The sequence below is a fragment of the Nocardia brasiliensis genome (genome assembly GCF_042691675.1).
GTDB lineage: Bacteria > Actinomycetota > Actinomycetes > Mycobacteriales > Mycobacteriaceae > Nocardia > Nocardia brasiliensis_D.
Window position 1 is genome coordinate 971651 of the sequence record NZ_CP170507.1, and the last position, 21392, is coordinate 993042.

The window sequence follows — 21392 nt, forward strand, 5'->3', positions numbered from 1 at the left end:
ATGAGCTTCGCGGACACTCTGAAGGGCCTGGTCGGCAAGGGCAAGGACGCGGCGGCCAAGAACGCCGACAAGATCAATGACGCCATCGACAAGGGCGGCGACTTCATCGACCAGAAGACGCAGGGCAAGTACTCGGACAAGATCGCCAAGGGCAAGGAAGCCGCCAAGAAGGTGGTCCCGCCGGATCAGCCGGGTGCGCCGGGTAACACCCCGGGCCAGCCGGGCCCGCAGGCCTGATGAGTGGCGGGGGCCCGGCTTTTGTCGGTCCCCGCCTCTAAAATTGCCGGTATGGCGGCCCGCCGGGAGTTCGGTGGTATCGAGGTTGAGCTGAGCAACCTCGACAAGGTGCTGTATCCGGCCACCGGCACCACCAAAGGCGAAGTCATCGCCTACTATTCGGCGATCGCGCCCGCCATGCTTCCGCACATCGCCGGGCGCCCGGTCACCAGGAAGCGCTGGCCCAACGGGGTCGACGAGCCGTCCTTCTTCGAAAAGAATCTGCCCGCGCACGCGCCGTCGTGGATCGAACGGCACACCATCCAGCACTCCGACCGTACGGTCACCTACCCGGTCATCAACTCCGAGGCCGGACTTGCCTGGCTGGGCCAGCAGGCGGCGCTGGAAGTCCATGTCCAGCAATGGCGTTTCAACGGCGACGAAGTCGGTCCGGCGACCCGGGTGGTCTTCGATCTCGATCCCGGCCCCGGCGCGGAACTGGCGGATTGCGCGCGCGTCGCGCTCGCGGTACGCGACATGATCGAGGACATCGGTCTGCACGCGTTCCCGGTGACCAGTGGCAGCAAGGGCATTCATATCTACGTCCCGCTGGACCGTGCGGTGAGTTCGAGTGGCGCGTCCACCGTGGCCAAACAGGTAGCCACGAATCTGGAACGGCTGCACCCGGATCTGGTCACCGCGACGATGGCTAAATCGGCGCGTGGCGGGAAGATTTTCCTCGACTGGAGCCAGAACAACGCGTCCAAGACGACCATCGCGCCGTACTCGCTGCGCGGCCGGGCGCAACCCAACGCCGCGGCGCCGCGCACGTGGAAGGAAATCGAGAACCGGAAGAAGCTGCGGCACTTGCGATTCGACGAGGTTCTGGCCCGCTGGCAGGACGACGGCGACCTGCTCGCCGACCTCGATCCGCCGCTGCCGAAGGGCAATACGGCGTCCGCGGAGTCGGGGGCCGACGCGCTGGCGAAGTATCGGTCGATGCGTGACCCGGCCCGGACGCCCGAGCCCGTCCCGGCGGACCGACCCGCGCCGGGCGAGGGCAATCGCTACGTCGTGCAGGAACACCATGCGCGGCGGTTGCATTGGGATGTGCGGTTGGAACGGGGTGGGGTGCTGGTGTCCTGGGCGGTGCCGAAGGGACCGCCGACCTCCACGGATCAGAATCGGCTCGCCGTGCACACCGAGGACCATCCGCTGGAGTACCTGGATTTCCACGGCGCCATCCCGAAGGGGCAGTACGGCGCGGGGGAGATGACCATCTGGGATCGCGGCACCTACGAGACCGAAAAGTGGCGCGACGACGAGGTGATCGTCGAATTCCACGGAGAACGGCTCAACGGGCGCTACGCGCTGATCCAGACCAACGGCAACCAGTGGCTGATGCACCTGATGCGGGAGCAGCGGACCGACGGAGCTGGTCCGAACGGTGCCGACAAGACCACGAACGCACCCGGTAACGAGCCCGCCCGACCGTCCGGCCGGATCATCCGGGTGTCCAGCGGTCCGTCGCCGTTCCCGCGTGGGCTGTCGCCCATGCTGGCGACGCCCGGTGATGTCGCCGATCTGACGCCCGACGAATGGTGCTTCGAGACCAAATGGGACGGCTTCCGGCTGATCGCCGAAATAGAGTCCGGCACACTCACTTTGCGTAGTCGGCAGGGCATCGTGGTGAACAAGCGATACCCGGGGATGGCGGTGCTCGCGGACGAATTGGCGGGGCACAATGTTGTTCTGGACGGTGAGGCGGTGGTGTTCGACGATCACGGCGTCGCCAATCTCGGTCTGTTGCAGGCCGATGCGGCCCGCGCGGTGTTCGTCGCCTTCGATGTGCTGTATCTGGACGGCACTTCGCTTGTCCGCAAAAGGTATTCGGACCGCCGCCGGGTGCTGGAGGCACTCGCCGGGACCGCGCCCTCGATGGTTGTGCCGCCGCGGCTGGACGGTTCCGGCGCCGACGCGGTGCGCTACAGCCAGGAACACGGCATGGAAGGCGTCGTCGCCAAGCGCAAGGATTCGGTGTATCTGCCCGGCAAACGCGGGCATTCCTGGGTGAAGCAGCGCAACTGGCGTACCCAGGCCGTGGTCATCGGCGGCTGGCGGCGCAGCGACGCACGGAATTTCAAGTCACTGCTGGTCGGCATCCCGTACGAGGGCAGGCTGATCTACGTGGGCCGAGTCGGCACCGGATTCAACGACGCCGACATGCGGGAACTGGCCAAGCGCCTGAACAAATTGGAGCGCAAAACCAACCCGTTCGACAACAGCCTGACCGCCGAGGAACGCAAGGAAGCGGTCTGGGTGACCCCGAAAATCCATGGCACGGTGCGCTTCATGAACTGGACCGAGACCGGGCGTCTGTGGCACCCGGCCTGGCTGGGCGCCTCCGACTGATCGCCCGCGCTACCCAACCTGAAGTGACCTAGCCGGTACCGGACAGCAGCGGGGTGATGGTGGCCAGGTCGGTGACGATGGTGTGGCCCTGGAATTCGAAGTCCGCGTAGGCGCGGGCCATCGCCTCCTTGTCGCGGCCGCCGACCGCGTCGCTGATGACGACCGGCACGAAGCCGAGGTCGGTGGAGTGGCTGACGGTGGGGGCGATGCCGATCTCCAGGGCGACACCGGCGATCGCGTAGGCGCTGATGCGCAGGTCGCGCAGCATGACGGCGAGCGGGGTGCCCTCGAACGCCGACATCGACGTTTTGTCGAACACCACCTCGTCGCGGCGGGGCCGCAACTCGGGCACCAACTCGAACGCCGGGGTGTCGCGCTGGAGGATGAAACGCACCTTGTCCACCGAATCGACCTGCTGCCAGTTCATCGCCATACGCAGCGCGAAGGCCCCGCTCAACCGTTCGGGCAGGAAGAAGTGCCGCAGGAAGACCACGGGATAGCCGCCGCTGCGCGCAGCGTCCACCAGCTGGACCACTCGCTCGATGATCTCCGGTCCGTCCGGCAGTTGGCTCAGCACCCCGACCTGCATGTCGTAGACGATCACCGCCAGCCGGTCCGGCGCGCACACATCGGCGAGTCCTTCGGGAATGTCCAGTCCGTTGCCATGCCGCATGCTTCAGCTACTCCTCGTCGACGCACTCGTCACCCGGGCGAACCTACCGTGATCCGGTTGCGCCAGGGGCACTTTCGATCACTGTACGGCGCAGTCGACCGGGTTCCGTCGATGGACAACACCGGCCGGAGCGAATGCCGAGGTACACCGCCGGACCGGCCGAGACGGACAACCGCGGCGATCGGGCTGACCAGGCATTGACCGTTGCTGCCGCCTGGAACGGTCAGTACCGTGGGTGGCCCCGAGGCCGAGTGAGTCGGCGCAGAGCTGCGGTCGGCGCACACCGTCGCGCCTCGCCGGACAGGGGAGGCCCCATGCGCAGGATCCACGCGGCATCCGGTGGCGCGCCCCCGCCGGGGGCGTCGGTCGGCCCAATGTGTCGTTCCGGCAACAAATTCGAGGCGTCGGCGAAACATCGGGCGAGTGCCGACAGGTTCGGCGACGAGCAAGGTAGGTTGCCTGCCATGGCGACTCCGGACGGAATCGGTAGGGGGACATCGCTCCTCGGCGGCGCGGCAACACCGCGAACACCTGTTCGGCACATCGGCACGGCGCTAGCGCGCGCCGGATCGTCGGCGCTCATTGCGGCGGCACTGGTCCTGGTGGCCACGCTCATCGTGGCACCCGGCAGCGCGCGGGCCCAGGTGCCGCCGCCCGACGCCGACCCGTTCTACGCGGCACCCGCCGACCTGGCTTCCTATGCCGAGGGCGCGATCGTGGACTCCCGCCCGATCGCGTTGTTCGGTCTACCGCTGCCCATTTCGACCTGGCAGGTGAAGTATCGGAGCACCGACGCGGGCGGCCGGGCGATACCCGTCGTGGCCACCGTCATGGTCCCGATGGTGCCCTGGCTCGGCCCCGGTCCCCGTCCGCTGCTCTCGTACCAGATCGCCGAGGACAGTCTCGGCACTCGTTGCGCGCCGTCGTACGCGCTGCGCGGCGGCGGCGATCCCGGCGGCGCCCAGGCCTGGATCGACACCCCGTTCATGGCCGACGCGCTGCGCCGCGGCTGGGCCGTGGTGACCAGCGACTACGAGGGCCCGCAGTCCCGGTTCCTGGACGGCGTCAATTCCGGCCGCGGCGTGCTCGACGGCATCCGAGCCGCCCGTGACCTGCCCGCCGCGGGGCTCGGTCCGGCGACTCCGATAGCCGCCTGGGGCTATTCGGGTGGCGCCTTCGCCACCCTCTGGGCCGCGCAGATGCAGCCGCAGTACGCGCCGGACGTCCGATTCGCGGGTATTGCCGCGGGGGGCGTTCCGTCGAACTGGCCCGCGATCGCCCAGCACGTGGACGGCACCATGCAGGCGGGCTTGGCCATGCTCATCCTCATCGCGGCCGCCCGGGACAATCCGGAGGCCGGAATCATGGAGCTGCTCAACGACCGCGGCCGCGCGGTGATGGCCACCGACAGCGCCGCCTGTGGTCCCGATCTGGTGGCCAAGTACGTCAACGCCCGCGTCGACGATTACTCCAGCGTCCCGAACCTGCTGGCGCACCCCAACTTTCGAGCGGCGACCGACCCGCACGAACTGGGCAGCCCCGCGCCGAGAATCCCGATGTACCTGTATCACAGCACCACCGACGACGTGGTCCCGGTAGCCGGATTCACCGACGTGCTCGGCCGCTACTGCGCCCAGGGTGCCGACATCACCTTTGTGCATTCCGCGCTGCCCGGCCACAATCCGGCTGCGGTCGGTGAGGCCCTCGGCGCGATGTCCTACCTCGCGGACCGAGTGGCAGGCGTGCCGATCGCGCCCGGCTGCCGCCCGCGGTAGCGCGCACGAATCACCCTGGCCCGCAGACAAAAACGCGGCGCGCACCGAATCGCTGGGGATTCGGTGCGCGCCGCGCCAGAACGTGCGCGTCAGTTCCGCGGACGGCCGGTGTCGTCCATCCACTTGGTGGTTCCGGGGGGTGCGGTGAGGGTGCTGATCAGGTCGATCCCGGCGATGATCAACGTCGGGCCGCCCGCCACGATGGTGCCGATGATGCCGCCGACGGCCGCGCCCGCCAGCACGCTGGCGATCACGGTCGGGCCGCCGAGAATGCCGGTCAGTCCGACCAGGGCGCCGATTACGGTGCCGATGAAACCGCCTACCGCGGTAGCGATTCCGAACTGCGACAGGAACGCTTCCTGCGCGCGCTGGTTCTCGTAGGGCGAGGCAATCGGTGTCGCCGGGGCCGGGCGTGCCTGGGCGACGTCCTTGACCACGGTCAGTTCCAGCACCCGGCCCGCGTCGCGGACCGCGTGCGGTAGCGGGTACTCCAGCCCGTCCTGCCGGAACGCCAGCGGCATGGTGACCACCGTGTTCCCGGCCTCGTCTTTGATGTCGACAGCGCTGCCCGCCACTTCGAACGATCCACCGGTCAGCGTGGTGATGATCTTGTCTCCCACCAGCTCTGCCTGGTAGCCGATGTCGGCTACCTGCCCGGCGGGCTGTGCATGGGAGGTGCCCGCGCCGACCGCGACCGCGGCGACGAGAGGTACGACAGCCGCAGTGATCTTGCGGAGAATCATTCGGATGTTCCAATCTTCATCAGGTTTCAAGCATTGGAGAACGCCGCACGCGTCCGATTTCCTTCCCCCACTGCAGCGCGCGGCCATGATGTGATCAAAAGAACAGCTACTCCGCAGATAACTCTACCTCGCGGGTCCGCCGTTCGACCCCAATAATAGGGGGTATTTATCCTTTTAAAGACCGTCAATCTTGTTATAGCGGTGGGCTATACATGACGCGAGCAGTGTGGAGGATGTCGTCCCACCTGACCGCGGCCACGGCTTCTCCCGCTCGAGCGCACCGGATCGGCGACCGTTCACGGCCCCCGTAGCGGCATCGCCAACGCCAGCAGCAACCGTCCAGCCGCCCACTGGAGACAACAAGCACGCGACCGGATGTCGTGCCTATGGCAGGAGAAGGCCGAGCGTGCAAGCGCCGCCGCAGACCAAGACGACTATCGCCAGCGCCACCGCGTCGCGGCGGCCGGGGGAACCGGGGTGCGCGGTGAGTTCGCCGGTGCCCCCGCGCGCGGTGATCGCCTCACCGAGTTCGCCTGCGCGACGGGTGGATACGGCCATGGCGGCGGTGAGGATATCGATGAGCGGATTCTCGGTGGCGAGGTAGAGGAGGTTGTCCTTTGGGCGCAGCTTGCGCGCCGCGCGCAGCACTCGGATCTCCTCCATCAGCAGCGGCAGCCCGCGCAAGGTGAGCGCGACAACGACGGCCCATTCATCCACGGGCGCACCGAGTTTGCGTAGCGGCGCACCGAGTTTGGCTAGTGCGGGCGCGATTTCGCTCATCGGCGTTGTCCAGGCGACGAGGAACGATGCGGCGAGGATGACCAGGCCGAATACCGCCACCTGGGCATAGCGCAGCACGGCGTGGCCGCCGACCGGCACGTTGATCAGTGCCCCGGCCGCCAGTAACGCCCAGAACCACCAGGGCAGGCGCGGCAGGGTGCCGAGCGGGAGCCGGGCGACCACGCCGATGAACACCAGAAACGCCACCATGATTCCGAGCACCGGCCAGGTGGGCAGGAACATCAGCAGCAGACTGATCACGAACGCGGCGATCATCTTGGTACCCGCCCACAGATCGTGCACGGGACTCGCCACCGGGACCCGGCGAAACAGCACCAAGCTCATGATCGGCCTCCGCGGTCGAGCCGCCACGCGGCATCGCCCGGCGGTCGCAGTGGTGCGGCCGGACGTGAATCCTGTTTGGGCGCGGGGCTATCGCGGACAGCGGTGGCGTCGGGCACCGCGTCGGCGGCCGGTATCCGTCCGGCCCGCAGGTGCACCGTTCGATCGCACACCGTCGACATGTCCTCGACATCGTGCGAGATGACGATCAACGTCAGCCCGGAATCACGCAGCCGCGCAAGAAGTTCCACGATGTCCGCGCGCCCTTCCGGGTCGAGCCCGGCCAGCGGCTCGTCCAGCACCACCACCTGCGGGTGGCTGGCCACGATCGCGGCGAGCACCACCCGCTTGGCCTGTCCGCCACTGAGGCTCTCGATGGAGCGCGCGGCGAGCGAGCGATCCAAGCCCACCGCATCCAGCGCCCGCCCCACCGCACCGGAACCGGTGGCGCGGCCGCCCCAGTCCGCGATCTCCGCGCCGACCGTCTGCTTCTGTAGTTGCAGCCGAGAGTGCTGGAACGCCAACTCGACTCGGCCGATCTGCTGGGTCACCGACTTGCCCGCCAGTTCGCACCGGCCGGAACTCGGGGCGATCAATCCGGCGATGATCCAGGCCAGTGTGGACTTGCCCGACCCGTTGCCGCCGACGACGAGCAATGCCTCACCGCGCCGCACCGACAGGTCGACCGAGTGCAAAGCCGCTGCCTCCCAGGGCGTTCCGCGATTGTAGGTGTACTGGACGGCGCGCAACTCGAGGATGGTGTCGCCCATCGGCCTGCGCCGTGCGTCCCGTACCGGTCGTGGCCAGGCCGGTAACCGCTCGACGGCGCGCCCGTCCGCCAGGTGCACCACCCGGCCCGCCGCGGCCGCGTCGGCCTCGTGGTGGGTGACCAGTACCACGGCCATCGAATGTCGTTTCGGCAGTGCCGCAAGCAGTTCGACGAGCTCGCGCCGTCCCACCGGATCGATCATCGAGGTGGCCTCGTCGGCAATGAGTAGCGCGGGTTTCCTGGCGAGTGCCGCGGCGACCGCGAGGCGCTGCTGCTGTCCGCCGGACAGGGTCGCGGTTTCCTTGTCGCCCATGCCGTCCAGGCCCACTTCGCCGAGCAATGCGTCGACGTCGACCTCGGCGGCGAGTTCCGGCGGCAACCCCCACACCACATCGTCGGCGACGAGCACGCCCAGGGTCTGGCTTTCCGGCCGCTGCAACACCAGCGCGGTGCCACCGAGATGGCCGAGCCCGGCGGATCCGGGTCGCTGCACCGTTCCCGCGGTCGGCGGCAGCCCGGCGAGCAGCCGGGTCAGCGTTGACTTCCCCGATCCGTTGTGCCCGACCACCGCGACGAACTCGCCGACATCCACGGTGAGGTCGATATCGCTCAGTGCGTCGCGCACGGCACCGGGATAACGGAAGCCGGCGCCGCGCAAGGTCACCGGCAGCGGCGCGATCGGCCGATCGTCCGGCGGTGCGTCGAGCCGGTCATGACCGGGCAACCAGGCCAGCCGATCCAGCACCGAGCCGAGCACGAACCAGGAGAACAGCGCGGTCACCACCATGCCCGACGCGACGCCGCCGCCGACCCAGGCCCACCACCAGCGCAGCACGGAATCGGTGACGTCGGCAGCCGCGCGCCCGAGCGGTTCGAGCTGCTGCTGGCGTGCCGCGAGGTCCTGGATGCCACGGGAAAGGTTGCGGATGTTGTCGAACAGCAGATTCCGCCCCGCCGAGAACAACTGCAGCAGGCCGACGGCGAAGCAGGCCCATGCCAGACCGGCGAGCGTGGAAAGCCCGAGTACCGCGACGAACCCGCCGCCGCGCCGTTTGATCGTGCCGATGATGCCCGCGACCGTCGCCGTGGCCAGCAACCCGGTGGTCGGCACCAGGCCCGCCGCGACAAAGGTGACCAGCGTCGCCGCGATGGCGGCGGTGACCAGGGCGCGCAGCCGGTAGCGGTGCGCGATCAAACCCATCGGCACCGCGGCCACCAGGTTCAGCGCGGCCGCGAACGGAACCACCGAGCCGAGGGTGACCAATCCGACGGTGGCACCGCCCAGCACGGCGCCGACGGCCAGCTCGATCGGTCGCAGCGGCCCGTGTTCGGCCGTGCCGTCAGCTATCGGGCGTCCAGTCACGGCACAAGTCTGCCAGGGTGGTCGGGTCCGGACTCGTCGGCGGGAGTCAGGCGGCGGGGGTCAGCGTGTAGTCGTCGGGATCGAGCTTGCGAATGCGGCGGCGGTAGCTGGCCTGCGAGCCGGGCCAGTTGTTGGTGATGCGGCCGGAGGCGTTGCGGTACCAGCTGGAGCAGAAGTTCCAGGGCGTGCGGCTGAGCCGTTCTTGCAGGGCCGCGTTGAACTGTTCCTCCTGCTCCGCGCGGACCTCCAGACAGTGGCCGGGGCGTTCGCCGAGCAGCTCGACGGCCTGGCGGATATAGCGGGCCTGCGATTCGATCATGTAGATGATCGAGCCGACACCCAGATTGGTGTTCGGGCCGTAGACCAGGAACATATTCGGGAAGTCCGGCACCGAGATGCCGTAGTAGGCGTGGGCGCCCTCGGCCCAGGCGTCGGACAGTTTGCGGCCTGCGCGGCCGTAGATGTTCATCGGCCAGAGGAATTCGGTGCCCTTGAAACCGGTGCCGTAGATGATCACGTCCACCTCGTGCACGGTGCCGTCGGCGGTGCGCACGCCCTCGGGCAGTACCTCGGTGATCGCGGTGGTCTCCACCCGCACATTCGGCTGCGTCAGCGCGGGGTAGTAGTCGTTCGAGAACAGCCCGCGTTTGCAGCCGATCGGATAGTCGGGGGTGAGCTTGGCCCGCAACGCCGGATCGGGCACCTGCTTGCGCAGATGCCGGTCGGCGATCTTCGCCACCAGCCGCGCCACCGCCGGGAATTCGACCAGGCCGAGCGACACGAACTCGGCGATCGCCCACCAGCCGAATCGCTCGACCAGCAGCGCACCGGGCAGCCGGGCGAACACTTTGTGCTGAATCGGCGAGTAGTCGGTGTCGAACTTGGGGATCACCCAGGCGGGTGTGCGCTGGAACAGGGTGAGCTCGGCGACCTTCGGCTGGATCTCCGGGATGTACTGGATGGCGCTCGCGCCGGTGCCGATGCAGGCGACGCGCTTGCCGTCGAGGTCGACGTCGTGGTTCCACTCGGCGGAGTGGAACGCCGGGCCCGCGAAGCTGTCGACGCCGGGGATGTTCGGCAGCGCGGGCCGCGACAGCTGGCCGACCGCCGAGATCAGGACGTCCGCGGTCCTGGCGGTCCCGTCCGCGGTGCGTACCGTCCAGCGGCCGGACGCGTCGTCGAACTCCGCGTCGGTCACCTCGACGCCGAACTGGATGGCGTCGTACACGCCGTTGCGCTCGGCGACCCCGCGCAAATAGGCATGGATGGCGTCGCGCCCGGAGTAGCGCTGCGGCCAGTCCGGTTTCGGCTCGAACGAGAACGAGTACAGCGGGGACGGCACGTCGCAGGCGGCGCCGGGATAGGTGTTCGCCCGCCACACCCCGCCGAGATCGGCGGCCCGCTCCAAGATGGTGACGTCGTCGAAACCGTTGCGGCGCAACTCGATCGCCATACCGACGCCGCCGAAACCCGCGCCGATGATGAGGACCGATGGCCGGTTACCCGCTGTCATGTGACACTCCTCACGAGCCCGAAGATAAGTCCACTCTAGGCGGCGGACGCTCGTTCGATCGAGAAATTCGGCCACAGAGCGCTTGCAAGCGCGAATGCGCGAGGCCGCATAGAGCGCTTGCGAGCGCGGATGCGCGAGGCCGCACGGAGCGCTTGCGAGCGCGGATGCGCGAGGCCGCATAGAGCGCTTGCGAGCGCGGATGCGCGAGGCCGCATACTGTCCGCTGTGCAGCGGGTGCAGGATCCGGGAATCCGCGACTGGAACTTTCCGCGCGGGATAGCCAGCGTGGCGCTGATGGTCGGCTACGCGGCCGAGCACGGCGTGCCCGCTGGCCGGATGCTCGCCGGAACCGGGGTGACCGAGCCGTTGCTGCGTGACCCGGATGCGCAGATCGACGCGCACATCGAGCTCGCGGTGATTCGCAATCTGGTTCGCGAACTCGCGGACCGTCCCGCGCTCGGCGTGGAGGTCGGTCGCCGCTACCGGATCACCACCTTCGGCATCTTCGGGTTCGCCTGCGTCAGCAGCCCGACCCTCGGCGAGGCGATCTCGTTCGCGCTGCGATATCTGGAGTTGAGTTTCACCTTCTGCCTGCCGGTCGCCGAGTGGCGCGAGGGGGAGTTCGTCGCCTGGGTGCACGACGAGCTGATCCCGGCCGATGTGCGGCAGTTTTTGGTCGAACGGGATGTCACCGCCATGCATCAGGTGATGAGCGATCTCCTCGGCCGACAGCTGCCGCTCGCCAGGGCCGAATTCGGTTTTCCGGAACCGGCATACGCCGATCGGATCGAAGAGGTCACGGTGGTGCGCCCGCGGTTCGGGCAGCCGCACAACCTGTTCGCCATTGACCCGGCGGTACTGGATCAGCCGCTCCCGCAGGCGAACGAACAGACCTGGGCGATGTGCCTGGCCCAGTGTCGGGATCTGGTGCATCGCCGACGCGCCCGCACCGGCATCGCCGCCGAGGTGCGCGAACTCCTGCTGCCCGGCGGCGCCGACGGGTTCACCGTGCCGCCCGGAATCGATTCTGTCGCACGTGATCTCAATATGAGCACGCGCACGCTGCGCCGCCACCTCGATGCCGCGGGTACCAGCTATCGCGCGCTACTCGACGAGGTGCGCCGTGCGCTGGCCGAGGAAATGCTCACCGCCACACCGCTTTCGGTGAGCGACGTGGCGATCCGGCTCGGTTACGCGGAATCCTCGACGTTCATCTACGCGTTCAAGCGCTGGACCGGTGCCACGCCCGCCGCCTATCGCCGCGAACGGGCCGTGCGGCGCTGACAACTGTCCGGGTCAGCCGCCCTCACCGCGGCCGCTTCTACTGCCCGCGTAGGCGAATTCACGGACCCGGTCGACAACCTTCGGCAGTAACTCCACCCCGTCCGGGTGATTGAGCATCGGATCGAAGTAGTCCGTCCGGTGTTCGCTGGATTCCGAGAGCCGCAGGGTCAGTTCGGCGAGCCGCACCGGTGGCCCGGTGAGCCCGCTCGCCGACAGCTCGAACGAGACCGGATGCTCCTGTAGGTGCTCGTTCATCGTCGCCAGGGACGCGGAGGTGGGCTGGCCGGTGTCGGGTTCGGCGAAGAACCACCTCGGCCCGGACTTGCCGATCCGGTACGGCATCAGGCTGCCGTACTCGGCTCGGACCCAGCCGCGGGCGGGGGTGATCAGGAACCGGCTCAGCAGTCCGCGCCCGGTGGTCGCCAGCGCGAAATCCCACGGTTCGTCGTGGCGATCGAGCACTCGGAAGGCGAAACCGAGCACATCGGGCAGCCCGCCCGGCGTGCCGGTTCCCTTCGACAGGCGCGCGATGACGGCGCGTTCACCGGTGCCGAACAGGTGCTCGAACTCGCTTTCGGCGTGCAAGCGGCCGGAGAGGTGGACACCGTCGGGATGAAAGACCCTGGCATGCCGCAGCCTGGCCCCGGCGGCGAACGTGGTGCGAACTGCTGACGCGGCTAGATCGGTCATCGGAGTTCCTTCGCATCGAGGGGAACCGTCACCCCTCGACTGCCCCGGCCCGGTGTGGATAAACGGCCGCTCGTTCGCAGTCGGGTCAGTTCGGCGGAATGCCGAGCCAGCCGCCCATCGGCACGCTGCGGAAATGCGTTGTCAGGCTGTGCTTCTCATCGATCAAGTGCAACGCGACGGCGGGATCCGGGGCGTAATCCATCACGTGGTCGGGCAGGTCGAGCTCCCACGCGCCGCCGAGCACCGACGCGGTACTCGGCGCGACCAGCAGCGGACGCCCCGCGAAGGTCGTCGTCGCGGGGGAGTGCGCGTGCCCGGTGAGCACCGCGACAATGCGCTGGTCGCTGGAGACGAGTTCGGCGAACTTCTCCGGCTCCTGTAGCGCGATCTCGTCGACGACCGGGCTGAACAGGTGCGCGGGCGGGTGATGCAGCGCGAGCAGCACCGGTTTGTCGGCCGGTGCCGTGGCGAGCACGCCGTGCAGCCAGGTATAGGTTTCGTCGGCGAGTCGCCCACTCGGCTCCCCGGGAATGCTCGAATCCAGCAGGGCGACGGTCAGATCGCCGACCCGGTGCGCGTGGTTGATCGGCGCGGTCGAGGCGACCTCGCCGAGCAGCGTGCTGCGGAACGCGGCGCGGTCGTCGTGATTGCCGGGGATGGCGTACACCGGGATGTCGACGTCGAAGGCGAGCCGGGCCTCGGCGTACTGCTCCGGCTTGCCGGAATCGGTGACGTCACCGGTCACCAGGATCGCGTCCGGCCGGTGGCGCAGGCCGGCCAGGAACGCCATGACCTGCTCGGCCCGTTCGGCGTTGCGGGCGCCGAGATCGAAATGTGTGTCGCTGACCTGAGCCACCAGGATCATCGGCGTTCGCTTTCTCTGGGGGATCGCTCCGTTGCGTCAGAGTGTGCCCGCCTCCCGTGCGCGGCACCTAATAAGGCTAGTTGACCTGGGCGTTACGCGTCGCCATGAGGCTCACCACCAGCGAAAACCTGCACGGTGGTCTGTGTTTACGGTCACTGCGCCTGCTCGCCGACGGCCTCGGACAAGCTCTGCAACGACCGCAGAAAGGCGCGCCGGTCCGCCGCGGGCAACTGGGCGAGCAGGCGGTCCTCCTGCTCCTGGATGTCGCGCTGTGCGCGATCGCGCAGGCTCCGTCCGGCCGGCGTCACCGACACCAGATTGACCCGGCGGTCCGCCGGGTCGGGTTCGCGCCGGATCAGGCCACGCTGCTGCAGCTCATCCAGTACGCCGATGATGCGGGTCTTGTCCGCGCCGATCGCCTTGGCCAGTGCCGCCTGCGTGTACACCGGCTCCTTGCCGAGGCCGAGCAGCACGGAGTAGCCCCACATCGACAGCCCATGTCGTTCGAGCACGGGCAGTTCCGCCGCCATCAGCGCCCGGATGAGCGGTGCGATCATCGCGGCGAGATCGGGACGACGAGCTTCCGGCATGACTAGAAAATACTGCTTGATAGATGATAAGCAGGAGCATACGATAAGCGCGTACATATCATTTCTCGATCGAGCAGAGAGAAGCCATAGATGGCCACCGAACCGGATACCAGCGCCGAACTGCGCAGCTTCGACGCGTTGATGAGCGCCGTCGATCTCGTCGCGTTGAACGCGCAGGCGGTGCGAACGAGCATCGACCTGGTGGACCACGCCACCAGCGCGGATCTGAGCAAGCCGACGCCGTGCGCGGATTGGACGCTGCACGGACTGCTGACCCACATGATCGCCCAGCACTACGGATTCGCCGCGGCTTCCCGTGGCGACGGTGACCCCGACTTGTGGAAATCACGTCCGTTGGGTGCGGACCCGGTGCGGAGCTATCGCGACGCCGCCGAACACGTCATCGCGGCGTTCGCGGAGCCGGGTGTGCTCGACCGGAAGTTTCCGCTGCCGGAGTTCAGCGCCGACTTCCAATTCTCCGGGACGCAGGCGTTGAGCTTCCACTTCATCGACTACGTCGTCCATTCCTGGGATGTGGCAAAGACTTTGGGGCTGGCGGTGCACTTCGACGCGGAAGTGCTCGAAGCGGCGTTGCCGGTGGCGCGAATCGTCCCCGGCGGTGATACCCGAGTCGCCCCCGGTGCCGCGTTCGGTCCGGTGGTGCCGTCGTCCAGCCCGGATCGGCTCGACCAGATCGTCGCGATGCTCGGCCGGTCACCGGAATGGCCACGCTGACTAGTCGATACGGCGGAGCAACTCGTCGGCTCGGCGCAGTATGTCGCCGGGTTCGTGCGGCTCGGGCTGGATCGGCCGCCAGAACGCCGCGTCGGGTGTCGCCTCGAGAGCGAGTTCGGGCGGGGTGCGCCAGCTCGCGGCCAGGCCGAGCCGCCACGAATGCAGGTATGTCCGGTCGGCCGTGCCGGTTTTGTCGAAGAGCGGGTCGCCGACGATGGGATGGCCGATCCAGGCCAGCTGCACGCGAATCTGGTGGCGGCGGCCGGTGATCGGGCGCAACACCAGCACCGCGTGCTCGTCGCGGCGGAGCACCGTCGCGAAGTGGGTGCGGGACGGGTAATTCTTGGTGTCGAGCAGATCGGCGTCCTCGACGAACCAGCGGTCCCCTTCGCGGCGAATACTCTCCCTGGGGGCCGCGATGCGCACCCGATTCTTGCGTCCGACGCTGAGCGGCAGGTCGAGCACACCGGTTTCGGGCAGTTCGGCCGACGCGACGACCGCGAGGTACGCCTTTTCGGCGGTCTGTTTGTTGAACTGTCTGGTCAGCTGGCCGTGCGCGGCGAGTTCCTTGGCGAGCAGGACCAACCCGGAGGTCACCTTGTCGATCCGGTGCACCGGGTAGAGCGTCTCGCCCGCCGCGGCCGCCAGCTCGACGAGATCGGTGTCGTGCCGCTCACCGGTCACGGAGATGCCCGCGGGCTTGTGCAACGCCAGAATCGCGTCGTCTTCCTCGACGAGGAACCGTGCGCGCAACTCCGACCAGTCCATTTCCACTGGCACGAGCTTAGGGCGAGCTACCGGCCGGGTTCGATCGCGGTGCCCGGCGGGGCCGGCTCAGTGATGCTTGTCGTTGCGGCGCAGGACATGTGGGCGCAGGCGGTTGAAGCCGCGGACGCGGACGCTGCGCAGATTCTTGATGATGAACTCCGGCTCGCCGTCGAGCGCGGCGGCGGCTTCGTCATCGATGAGTACCGTGCCGGGCCTGGCGACGCCGGTGAGCCGGGAGGCGATATTCACCACCGAGCCGTACAGATCGCCGAACCGCTGCAGCACCGACCCGTAGGCCACGGCGACGCGCAGTTCCGGAGTTCCGCCGACCATCATCGTCGACTCCTGGATGGCAAGGGCGATCCGGGCCGCGTTGACGGCGCTGTTCGCGGCGAACATCACTTCGTCACCGACATTCTTGACCACCCAGCCGCCGTTCTCGGTGATCGCGGCGGTGGTGGTCGATTCGAACGACTCCAGCAGCAGCGAGAGCTCGTCGGGGTGCAGATGCCTGGTCAGCCGCGTGTAACCGACCATGTCGGCGAAGCCGACCGCCAACTCGCGCACGGTTTCGCCCGCCGAGGTGCCCGGATCGAGCGACCGCGACAGCGCCGCGGCGAGGTGGCGGCGCCAGGCGTAGGCGTTGAGTTGTTCGAGGGTCGCGATGGTGCCCTCGGTGGCGGTGCGGATGGTTTCCTCCTGGTCCGCGTCGGGATCCGCCGCGGCGATGCGCTCACCGAGCTCGGCGAGCACCAGATCGACCTGCCATTCCGCCAGCCGCGCCATGCCCTGGCCGAGCGTGCGCGCGGTGGCCGCCTGCTGCCTGGCGTCGGCGGAGGAGAGCACGTCGAGCCGCTGGAAGTTGCGGACCGCGGCGATGTCGGCGTCGGTGTAGTCGACGGCGTCATCATCGAGTCCGGCCGGGAAGCCGAGCGCCATCCACAGCCGCTTGGTGAGCGCCGTGGTCGTCCCGGACCGCGCGGCGACCTCGGTGCGGCTGTACTGCCGGGTCCCGTCCAGCAGATACGCCTCGACAATCGCCTGCACCAGCTCGGACTTCTCGGTGGGCACCATGTCCGTACCTTACGACCATTGCCCCGCTGTGCGCCGCAAACACCGCCCGCATTGGGTGACCTCACAGCGGGTTTTGCGGCGGTGCGGTCAGCCGAGTCGCAACCAGCGGCCGACCGAGGGCACGCCGCGGGTATCGACGGCGAAGACCAGATACCAGCCGGGTGGGGCGAGGGCGGCGTTGGTCGGCAGCGTCACGGTCACCGAATCCGGTGCGGTAGTGGTGAATTCGAGGTCGATCAGCCGTTGCTCGTTGTCGCAGGAGTGGGTGCATGCATTGGGGCGCACGAGGTTGACCTCGCGCAGCGGGGCGGCACTGGTCGCGGTGATGGTGCCGCCATAGGGCGCGGTATCGGTGGACAGCGTCAGATCGGGCCGCCCCTGCTGGAAAAGGTAGGGCGGCCAATAGATTTCGATCCGCAGCTCCTCGTCCTTGCGGGCCGGGTTGGAGCCCGCGGTGATCACCTTGCCGTCCGGCGTGAGCAGTGCGACCGAGTGATACAGCCGCGGGATGCGGCACTTCGCGGTATGCATCCAGGTGCTCGTCGCCGGGTCGAAGATCTCGGCGTGCGGCGGTGCGGCGTGCGCCATTTCCTCCATGCCGGAACCGCCCGTGGCGAGCACGGTCCGGTTCGGCAGGATGACCGCGCTCAAGTGCATTCTGGCGTGGTCCATCGGCGGTGCCGGCTGGTAGGTGGGACCGGGTGCGCCGAGGTCGGCGATCATGGTGCCCGACAGCGCCGGTGCGGGACTGTGGATATCGAATCCGCCGCCGCCGAGGATCATCACCCGCTGCTCCTGTGCGGGGGGCAGCAGCACGCTGGCGGCCTGGTTGCGCGAGCCGGGGTCGGCCAGGCCGGGCACCTCGGTCAACGTGCCGGAGAACGGATCCCAGATGGACGGCCGCACACCGTTGTTCCCGCCGTATTGGCCGCCGGTGTAGAAGAGGCGGCCGTCGTCGAGCAGGACCAGGTGGCCGTACATCGGAATCGGGCCGGGAACCGGCAGCTGCGACCAGGTCTGGGTCGCGGTGTCGAAGAGCTCGGGAACCACCGAGAGGAAGTTGTCGGCGCCCAGGCCGGATACCGCGACCACATTGCCGTCCGGCATGGTGATGAGCGAGGGATACCAGCGGCCGAAAGCCATGTCCGGCACGGCATTCCAGGACAGCGTGCCGGGGTCGAAGACCAGCGCGTCGGGTAGCCCGTAGAACGGGTCGTAGCGTTCGGTGCCGCCCGCGGCGAGCAGCCGCCCGTCCGGCAGCATGGCCTGTCCGACGCAGAACAGGTCGATCGGCGTATCCACCGGAACGAGGCCGGGATTCGGGTAATGCCAAACGCGCGTGCGGAATTCGTGCGCGTGATGGCGATCGGGGTCGTTGCCCGAGCCCGCGAAGAACAGCACGTCGCCGGTGTGCAGCAGTGCGGCATGCACCGGGTTGATCTCGGTGCCGAAATCGAGAATGCGCCACAGCCCCATGTGCGCGGCATGCGCCAGATCGGTCTCCAGCTCGACCACGCGCAGGTAGCCAGCATTCTGCCCGGGCTGCGCATCGATGGTGAACACCACCATCTCCGGCGGCGCACCCGCATTCGGCAGCAGAACCGCTGCGGCGCCTTGGTTTTCGGTGAAACCCCAATCGGGCACCTTGGCCCAGACGCTCCAGCCGTCGATCGCGTGACCGGTACCGTCCAATCCCCAGCCGATGGTGTACACCCCGACGTTTCCCTCGACCGGATTGTCCACCGCGAACACGATCAGCTCAGGGCGTCCGTCACCGTCCAGATCCGCGACGGTGATGCCCGCACCCTGGTTCTCCCAGCCGTACCAGTCGGGCACCGCCACCCAGGGCGTCCACTCGGCCACCGAGCCGTCCGCCGCCAGTCCCTTCGCCAGCCGGAACTGGCCGCTGTTCTGGCCGGGCGGGTTGTCCACGGTGAGCAGGACCAGCACCGGCTGCCCGTCGAGCACAGTAAGGCAGATGTCGGCGCCCTGGTTCTCCCACCCGTACCAGTCCGGCACCTGGAGCCACGGCGTCCAGCCGCCGGTCACCGTGCCGTCGGCGGCCAAGTCGCGCCCGATCCGGTAGTAGCCCTGGTTCTGGCCGGGCGGATTGTCGACCAGGAAGATCACCAGGTCCAGCTGTCCGTTGCCGCTGAGGTCGGCGAGCGCGATGCCCGCGCCCTGGTTCTCCCAGCCGAACCATTCCGGGACCTCTAGCCATGGCCCCCACGTGAGCACCGAACCGTCGGCGGCCAGGCCGGAGCCGAGCCGGTAGAAACCCGCGTTCTGGCCCTCCGGGTTGTCCACCATGAACACCACGACATCGGTCGCGCCGTCGCCGTCGATATCCGCGACGGCGACCCCACAATCCTGGTTTTCCCAGGCGAACCACCCCGGGACCGGAACAAATTGTCCTGCCACAACTCCATGGTCGTCCGTCGCGGCCGATCCGGCGAGACCATCCTTTCGTGGTCTACGGGTACGGCGCCGTAGCCCGGAGTGTGCTGACTCCGCGGCTGGGTACTCGTTGACTGTGGATCACTCGAAGGCACCGCTTGTAGACGCTCTGGCCGAGTACCACCAGCTCGGCCGCTATGGCTTCACCCCACCGGGTCACCGGCAGGGGCGAGGCACTGACCAGCGCGTTCTCGACGTCCTAGGCGAGGACGCGTTCCGCTCCGATGTCCTGGCCAGTGGTGGGCTGGACGATCGACTCTCGCACGGCGGCTATCTGAAGGATGCTGAGGAGTTGATGGCCGACGCGGTCGGTGCCGACATGGCGTTCTTCTCCACCTGCGGCAGCTCGCTGTCGGTGAAGGCCGCGATGATGTCGGTCGCCGGTGGCAGTAAGGGCGGCCTCCTCGTCGCCAGGGACAGCCACAAATCGATCATCGCGGGGTTGATTTTTTCCGGCGTACAGCCGCACTGGATACCGCCCCGCTGGGATGCCGAGCGGCACTTCTCGCACCCGCCGTCGCCGGAACAGGTGCGCAAGGCGTGGGAGGAGCATCCGGACGCGGCGGGCGCGTTGATCGTGAGCCCCAGCCCATACGGCACCTGCGCGGACCTCGCGGGCATTGCCGAGGTGTGCCATGAGCGCGGCAAGCCACTGATCGTCGACGAGGCGTGGGGCGCGCACCTGCCGTTCCACCCCGAGTTGCCGACCTGGGCAATGGATGTCGGCGCCGATGTCTGCGTGGTCAGCGTGCACAAGATGGGCGCGGGCTTCGAACAGGGCTCGGTCTTCCATCATCAGGGCGACCTGATCGACGCGAAACATCTCAGCGCCTGCGCCGACCTGCTGATGACGACGAGCCCGAATGTGCTGCTGTACTCGGCCATCGACGGCTGGCGCAGGCAGATGGTCGAGCAGGGACACGAATTGCTCGGCAACGCACTGCTTCTCGCAGAGCGCGCCAGGACCGATCTCGCCGCGATACCCGATATCGAGGTGATGGAGGACGCGCTGCTCGGTGTCGAAGCCTCGCACGACCTGGACCGAATGCAAGTACTGATGGACGTATCCGCAACCGGCGCAAGCGGTTTCCAGGTCTCGGACTGGCTGCGGGAGAACCGGCGCATCGATATGGGGCTGTCCGATCACCGCCGGATCCTGGCGACCTTGTCGTTCGCCGACGACAAGGCCACGATCGACGCACTGGTCGATGCGATCGCCGCGTGGCGTGATCAACATGAGGGGCGCACGGCTCCCGAAGTCCGGCTGCCCGCCCCCGAGGAGTTGCAGTTGGAGACCGTGATGCTGCCGAGGGACGCCTTCTTCGGCCCGATCGACACGGTGCCCTTCGCCGAGTCCGCCGGTCGGATCGCCGCCGAACAGGTCACCCCGTACCCGCCCGGGATACCGGTGATCCTGCCAGGCGAGCTGATCGACGACGCGGTGATCGAGTACCTGCGCTCGGGCATCGACGGCGGGATGAATGTCCCGGATCCCGCGGACTCCGAGTTGAAGACCATTCGCGTCGTCGCCCGCTGAGCTGCTCGGGCCGCCGCCAGGCGATCGAGCGGGGCGGCCCGTCGCTACCACCGACTACGTTGCGGCAATTACCATGCCGGGCAATGACTCAGGCCGGAATGGGCGTGGAACCTGTGTTCTGCCAGACGGTTCCGCGGCGTTCGTAGGCGAGCAGCTTCTCGACGGCATGCGCGATGCGTGGCCCGAGTTCGCGTTCCAGCAGATACAGCCCGACGTCCAGGCCGGAGGTGACCCCGGCGCCGCAGACCAGGTCGCCGTCGTCGACGACCCTGGCATCCACCGCGAGCGCGCCCGTGGCCGCGAGCGCATCCATGCCCAGCGGATGGGTCGTCGCGGGGCGGTCGCCGAGTAAACCGGCCAGTGCCAGCACCAGCGAGCCGCCGCAGACGCTGACCATGGTCAGCCCCGGTCGGTCCATCGCTTCCTTCAGCAGTGCGGGCAGGCCGGTTTCCAGCGTGCGGGTGAGCAGGGTCAGGACGCTGTCGTCCCCGTAGTCGTCCGCGCCGGTCGGCATGCGTCCCATCGCGCCGGGCACGATGATCATGTCCGCGCGCTGCGGGTCCAGCGCCCCGGTGGCCCGCAGCGATACCGGATGCACCCCGCTCGGCACTTCCCGCGCGCCCTCCGCGGCGACCAGTTCGACCTCGAGCAATCCGCCGCTAACCGTGCCACCGGCGCCGAGCACCTCGTACGGCGCGATCACATCCATCGGGTCGAATCCGTCGAACAGCACGAACTGTGCGAGCATCGAAATCTCCTTCTATCAGGGTGATTTCGACGCTAAGCGGTCCGCGGAGCCGGGAGAA

The 21392-nt window shown here is 68.1% G+C and carries 18 protein-coding genes; 6 read left to right on the forward strand and 12 right to left on the reverse strand.

From position 1 onward, the window contains the following. Together ACFK0J_RS04915 and ACFK0J_RS04920 are read left to right on the forward strand one after the other, a co-directional pair. Entirely contained in the window at window positions 1–237 is a 237-nt protein-coding gene (locus ACFK0J_RS04915; RefSeq protein ID WP_218473579.1) for an antitoxin, read from the forward strand. 51 nt (window positions 238–288) lie between these two features. Then, window positions 289–2628 (forward strand): ATP-dependent DNA ligase, encoded by a 2340-nt coding sequence (locus ACFK0J_RS04920; protein ID WP_378736965.1) that lies wholly within the window; start codon window positions 289–291, stop codon window positions 2626–2628. Between the two features lie 28 nt (window positions 2629–2656). Here the strand turns inward: ACFK0J_RS04920 and ACFK0J_RS04925 are convergent, their stop codons facing one another. Next, window positions 2657–3301 carry a cysteine hydrolase family protein gene (locus ACFK0J_RS04925; RefSeq protein ID WP_378736966.1) on the reverse strand — a complete coding sequence of 215 codons (645 nt, stop codon included), beginning with the start codon at window positions 3299–3301 and terminating at the stop codon, window positions 2657–2659. 464 nt (window positions 3302–3765) lie between these two features. Between ACFK0J_RS04925 and ACFK0J_RS04930 the strand changes: the two genes are divergently transcribed. After that, window positions 3766–5076 (forward strand): lipase family protein, encoded by a 1311-nt coding sequence (locus ACFK0J_RS04930; RefSeq protein ID WP_378736967.1) that lies wholly within the window; start codon window positions 3766–3768, stop codon window positions 5074–5076. An 89-nt stretch (window positions 5077–5165) separates the two neighbouring features. Here the strand turns inward: ACFK0J_RS04930 and ACFK0J_RS04935 are convergent, their stop codons facing one another. The 4 genes from ACFK0J_RS04935 to ACFK0J_RS04950 all read right to left on the reverse strand — a co-directional run bounded on the left by ACFK0J_RS04935 (window position 5166) and on the right by ACFK0J_RS04950 (window position 10586). Next, window positions 5166–5819 (reverse strand): ammonium transporter, encoded by a 654-nt coding sequence (locus ACFK0J_RS04935; RefSeq protein ID WP_378736969.1) that lies wholly within the window; start codon window positions 5817–5819, stop codon window positions 5166–5168. 384 nt (window positions 5820–6203) lie between these two features. Next, entirely contained in the window at window positions 6204–6944 is a 741-nt protein-coding gene (locus tag ACFK0J_RS04940; protein WP_378736971.1) for an energy-coupling factor transporter transmembrane component T family protein, read from the reverse strand. Beyond that, entirely contained in the window at window positions 6941–9073 is a 2133-nt protein-coding gene (locus ACFK0J_RS04945) for an ATP-binding cassette domain-containing protein (protein ID WP_378736974.1), read from the reverse strand. Before ACFK0J_RS04945 ends, ACFK0J_RS04940 begins: the two co-directional genes overlap by 4 nt. A gap of 46 nt (window positions 9074–9119) precedes the next feature. Continuing rightward, on the reverse strand, window positions 9120–10586 hold the full coding sequence (locus tag ACFK0J_RS04950) for a flavin-containing monooxygenase (RefSeq protein ID WP_378736976.1): 1467 nt from the start codon (window positions 10584–10586) through the stop codon (window positions 9120–9122). Between the two features lie 225 nt (window positions 10587–10811). On the opposite strand from ACFK0J_RS04950, the gene ACFK0J_RS04955 reads away from it, so the two are divergent. After that, window positions 10812–11870 carry an AraC family transcriptional regulator gene (locus ACFK0J_RS04955; protein ID WP_378736977.1) on the forward strand — a complete coding sequence of 353 codons (1059 nt, stop codon included), beginning with the start codon at window positions 10812–10814 and terminating at the stop codon, window positions 11868–11870. A 12-nt stretch (window positions 11871–11882) separates the two neighbouring features. Here ACFK0J_RS04955 and ACFK0J_RS04960 read toward each other — a convergent pair whose 3' ends face one another. From ACFK0J_RS04960 to ACFK0J_RS04970, 3 genes are all read right to left on the reverse strand, one after another. Next, the gene (locus ACFK0J_RS04960) at window positions 11883–12560 is read right to left on the reverse strand and encodes a phosphodiesterase (protein WP_378736979.1); all 678 of its coding nucleotides are present in this window, start codon (window positions 12558–12560) and stop codon (window positions 11883–11885) included. An 85-nt stretch (window positions 12561–12645) separates the two neighbouring features. After that, a complete protein-coding gene (locus tag ACFK0J_RS04965; protein WP_378736982.1) occupies window positions 12646–13425 on the reverse strand; it encodes a metallophosphoesterase in 780 nt (259 codons plus the stop codon). Window positions 13426–13577: 152 nt separating this feature from the next. After that, window positions 13578–14015: a MarR family winged helix-turn-helix transcriptional regulator gene (locus ACFK0J_RS04970; protein ID WP_378736984.1), complete on the reverse strand. Its 438-nt coding sequence runs from the start codon at window positions 14013–14015 to the stop codon at window positions 13578–13580. 90 nt (window positions 14016–14105) lie between these two features. Here ACFK0J_RS04970 and ACFK0J_RS04975 point away from each other — a divergent pair, with 90 nt between their 5' ends. Further along, a complete protein-coding gene (locus ACFK0J_RS04975; protein ID WP_378736986.1) occupies window positions 14106–14750 on the forward strand; it encodes a TIGR03086 family metal-binding protein in 645 nt (214 codons plus the stop codon). On the opposite strand, the gene ACFK0J_RS04980 is transcribed toward ACFK0J_RS04975, so the two are convergent. The 3 genes from ACFK0J_RS04980 to ACFK0J_RS04990 form a co-directional block, all read right to left on the reverse strand. Further along, window positions 14751–15518: an RluA family pseudouridine synthase gene (locus ACFK0J_RS04980; protein ID WP_378742634.1), complete on the reverse strand. Its 768-nt coding sequence runs from the start codon at window positions 15516–15518 to the stop codon at window positions 14751–14753. It lies immediately after the preceding gene. A gap of 66 nt (window positions 15519–15584) precedes the next feature. After that, window positions 15585–16592 carry an adenylate/guanylate cyclase domain-containing protein gene (locus ACFK0J_RS04985; protein ID WP_378736988.1) on the reverse strand — a complete coding sequence of 336 codons (1008 nt, stop codon included), beginning with the start codon at window positions 16590–16592 and terminating at the stop codon, window positions 15585–15587. Window positions 16593–16679: 87 nt separating this feature from the next. Beyond that, window positions 16680–19013, reverse strand: coding sequence for a galactose oxidase-like domain-containing protein (locus tag ACFK0J_RS04990; protein WP_378736990.1), 2334 nt, complete (start codon window positions 19011–19013; stop codon window positions 16680–16682). 112 nt (window positions 19014–19125) lie between these two features. Here ACFK0J_RS04990 and ACFK0J_RS04995 point away from each other — a divergent pair, with 112 nt between their 5' ends. Continuing rightward, a complete protein-coding gene (locus tag ACFK0J_RS04995; protein WP_378736992.1) occupies window positions 19126–20586 on the forward strand; it encodes an aminotransferase class I/II-fold pyridoxal phosphate-dependent enzyme in 1461 nt (486 codons plus the stop codon). An 88-nt stretch (window positions 20587–20674) separates the two neighbouring features. Here ACFK0J_RS04995 and ACFK0J_RS05000 read toward each other — a convergent pair whose 3' ends face one another. Continuing rightward, a complete protein-coding gene (locus tag ACFK0J_RS05000) occupies window positions 20675–21334 on the reverse strand; it encodes a DJ-1/PfpI family protein (protein ID WP_378736994.1) in 660 nt (219 codons plus the stop codon). Window positions 21335–21392: the final 58 nt, after the last annotated feature.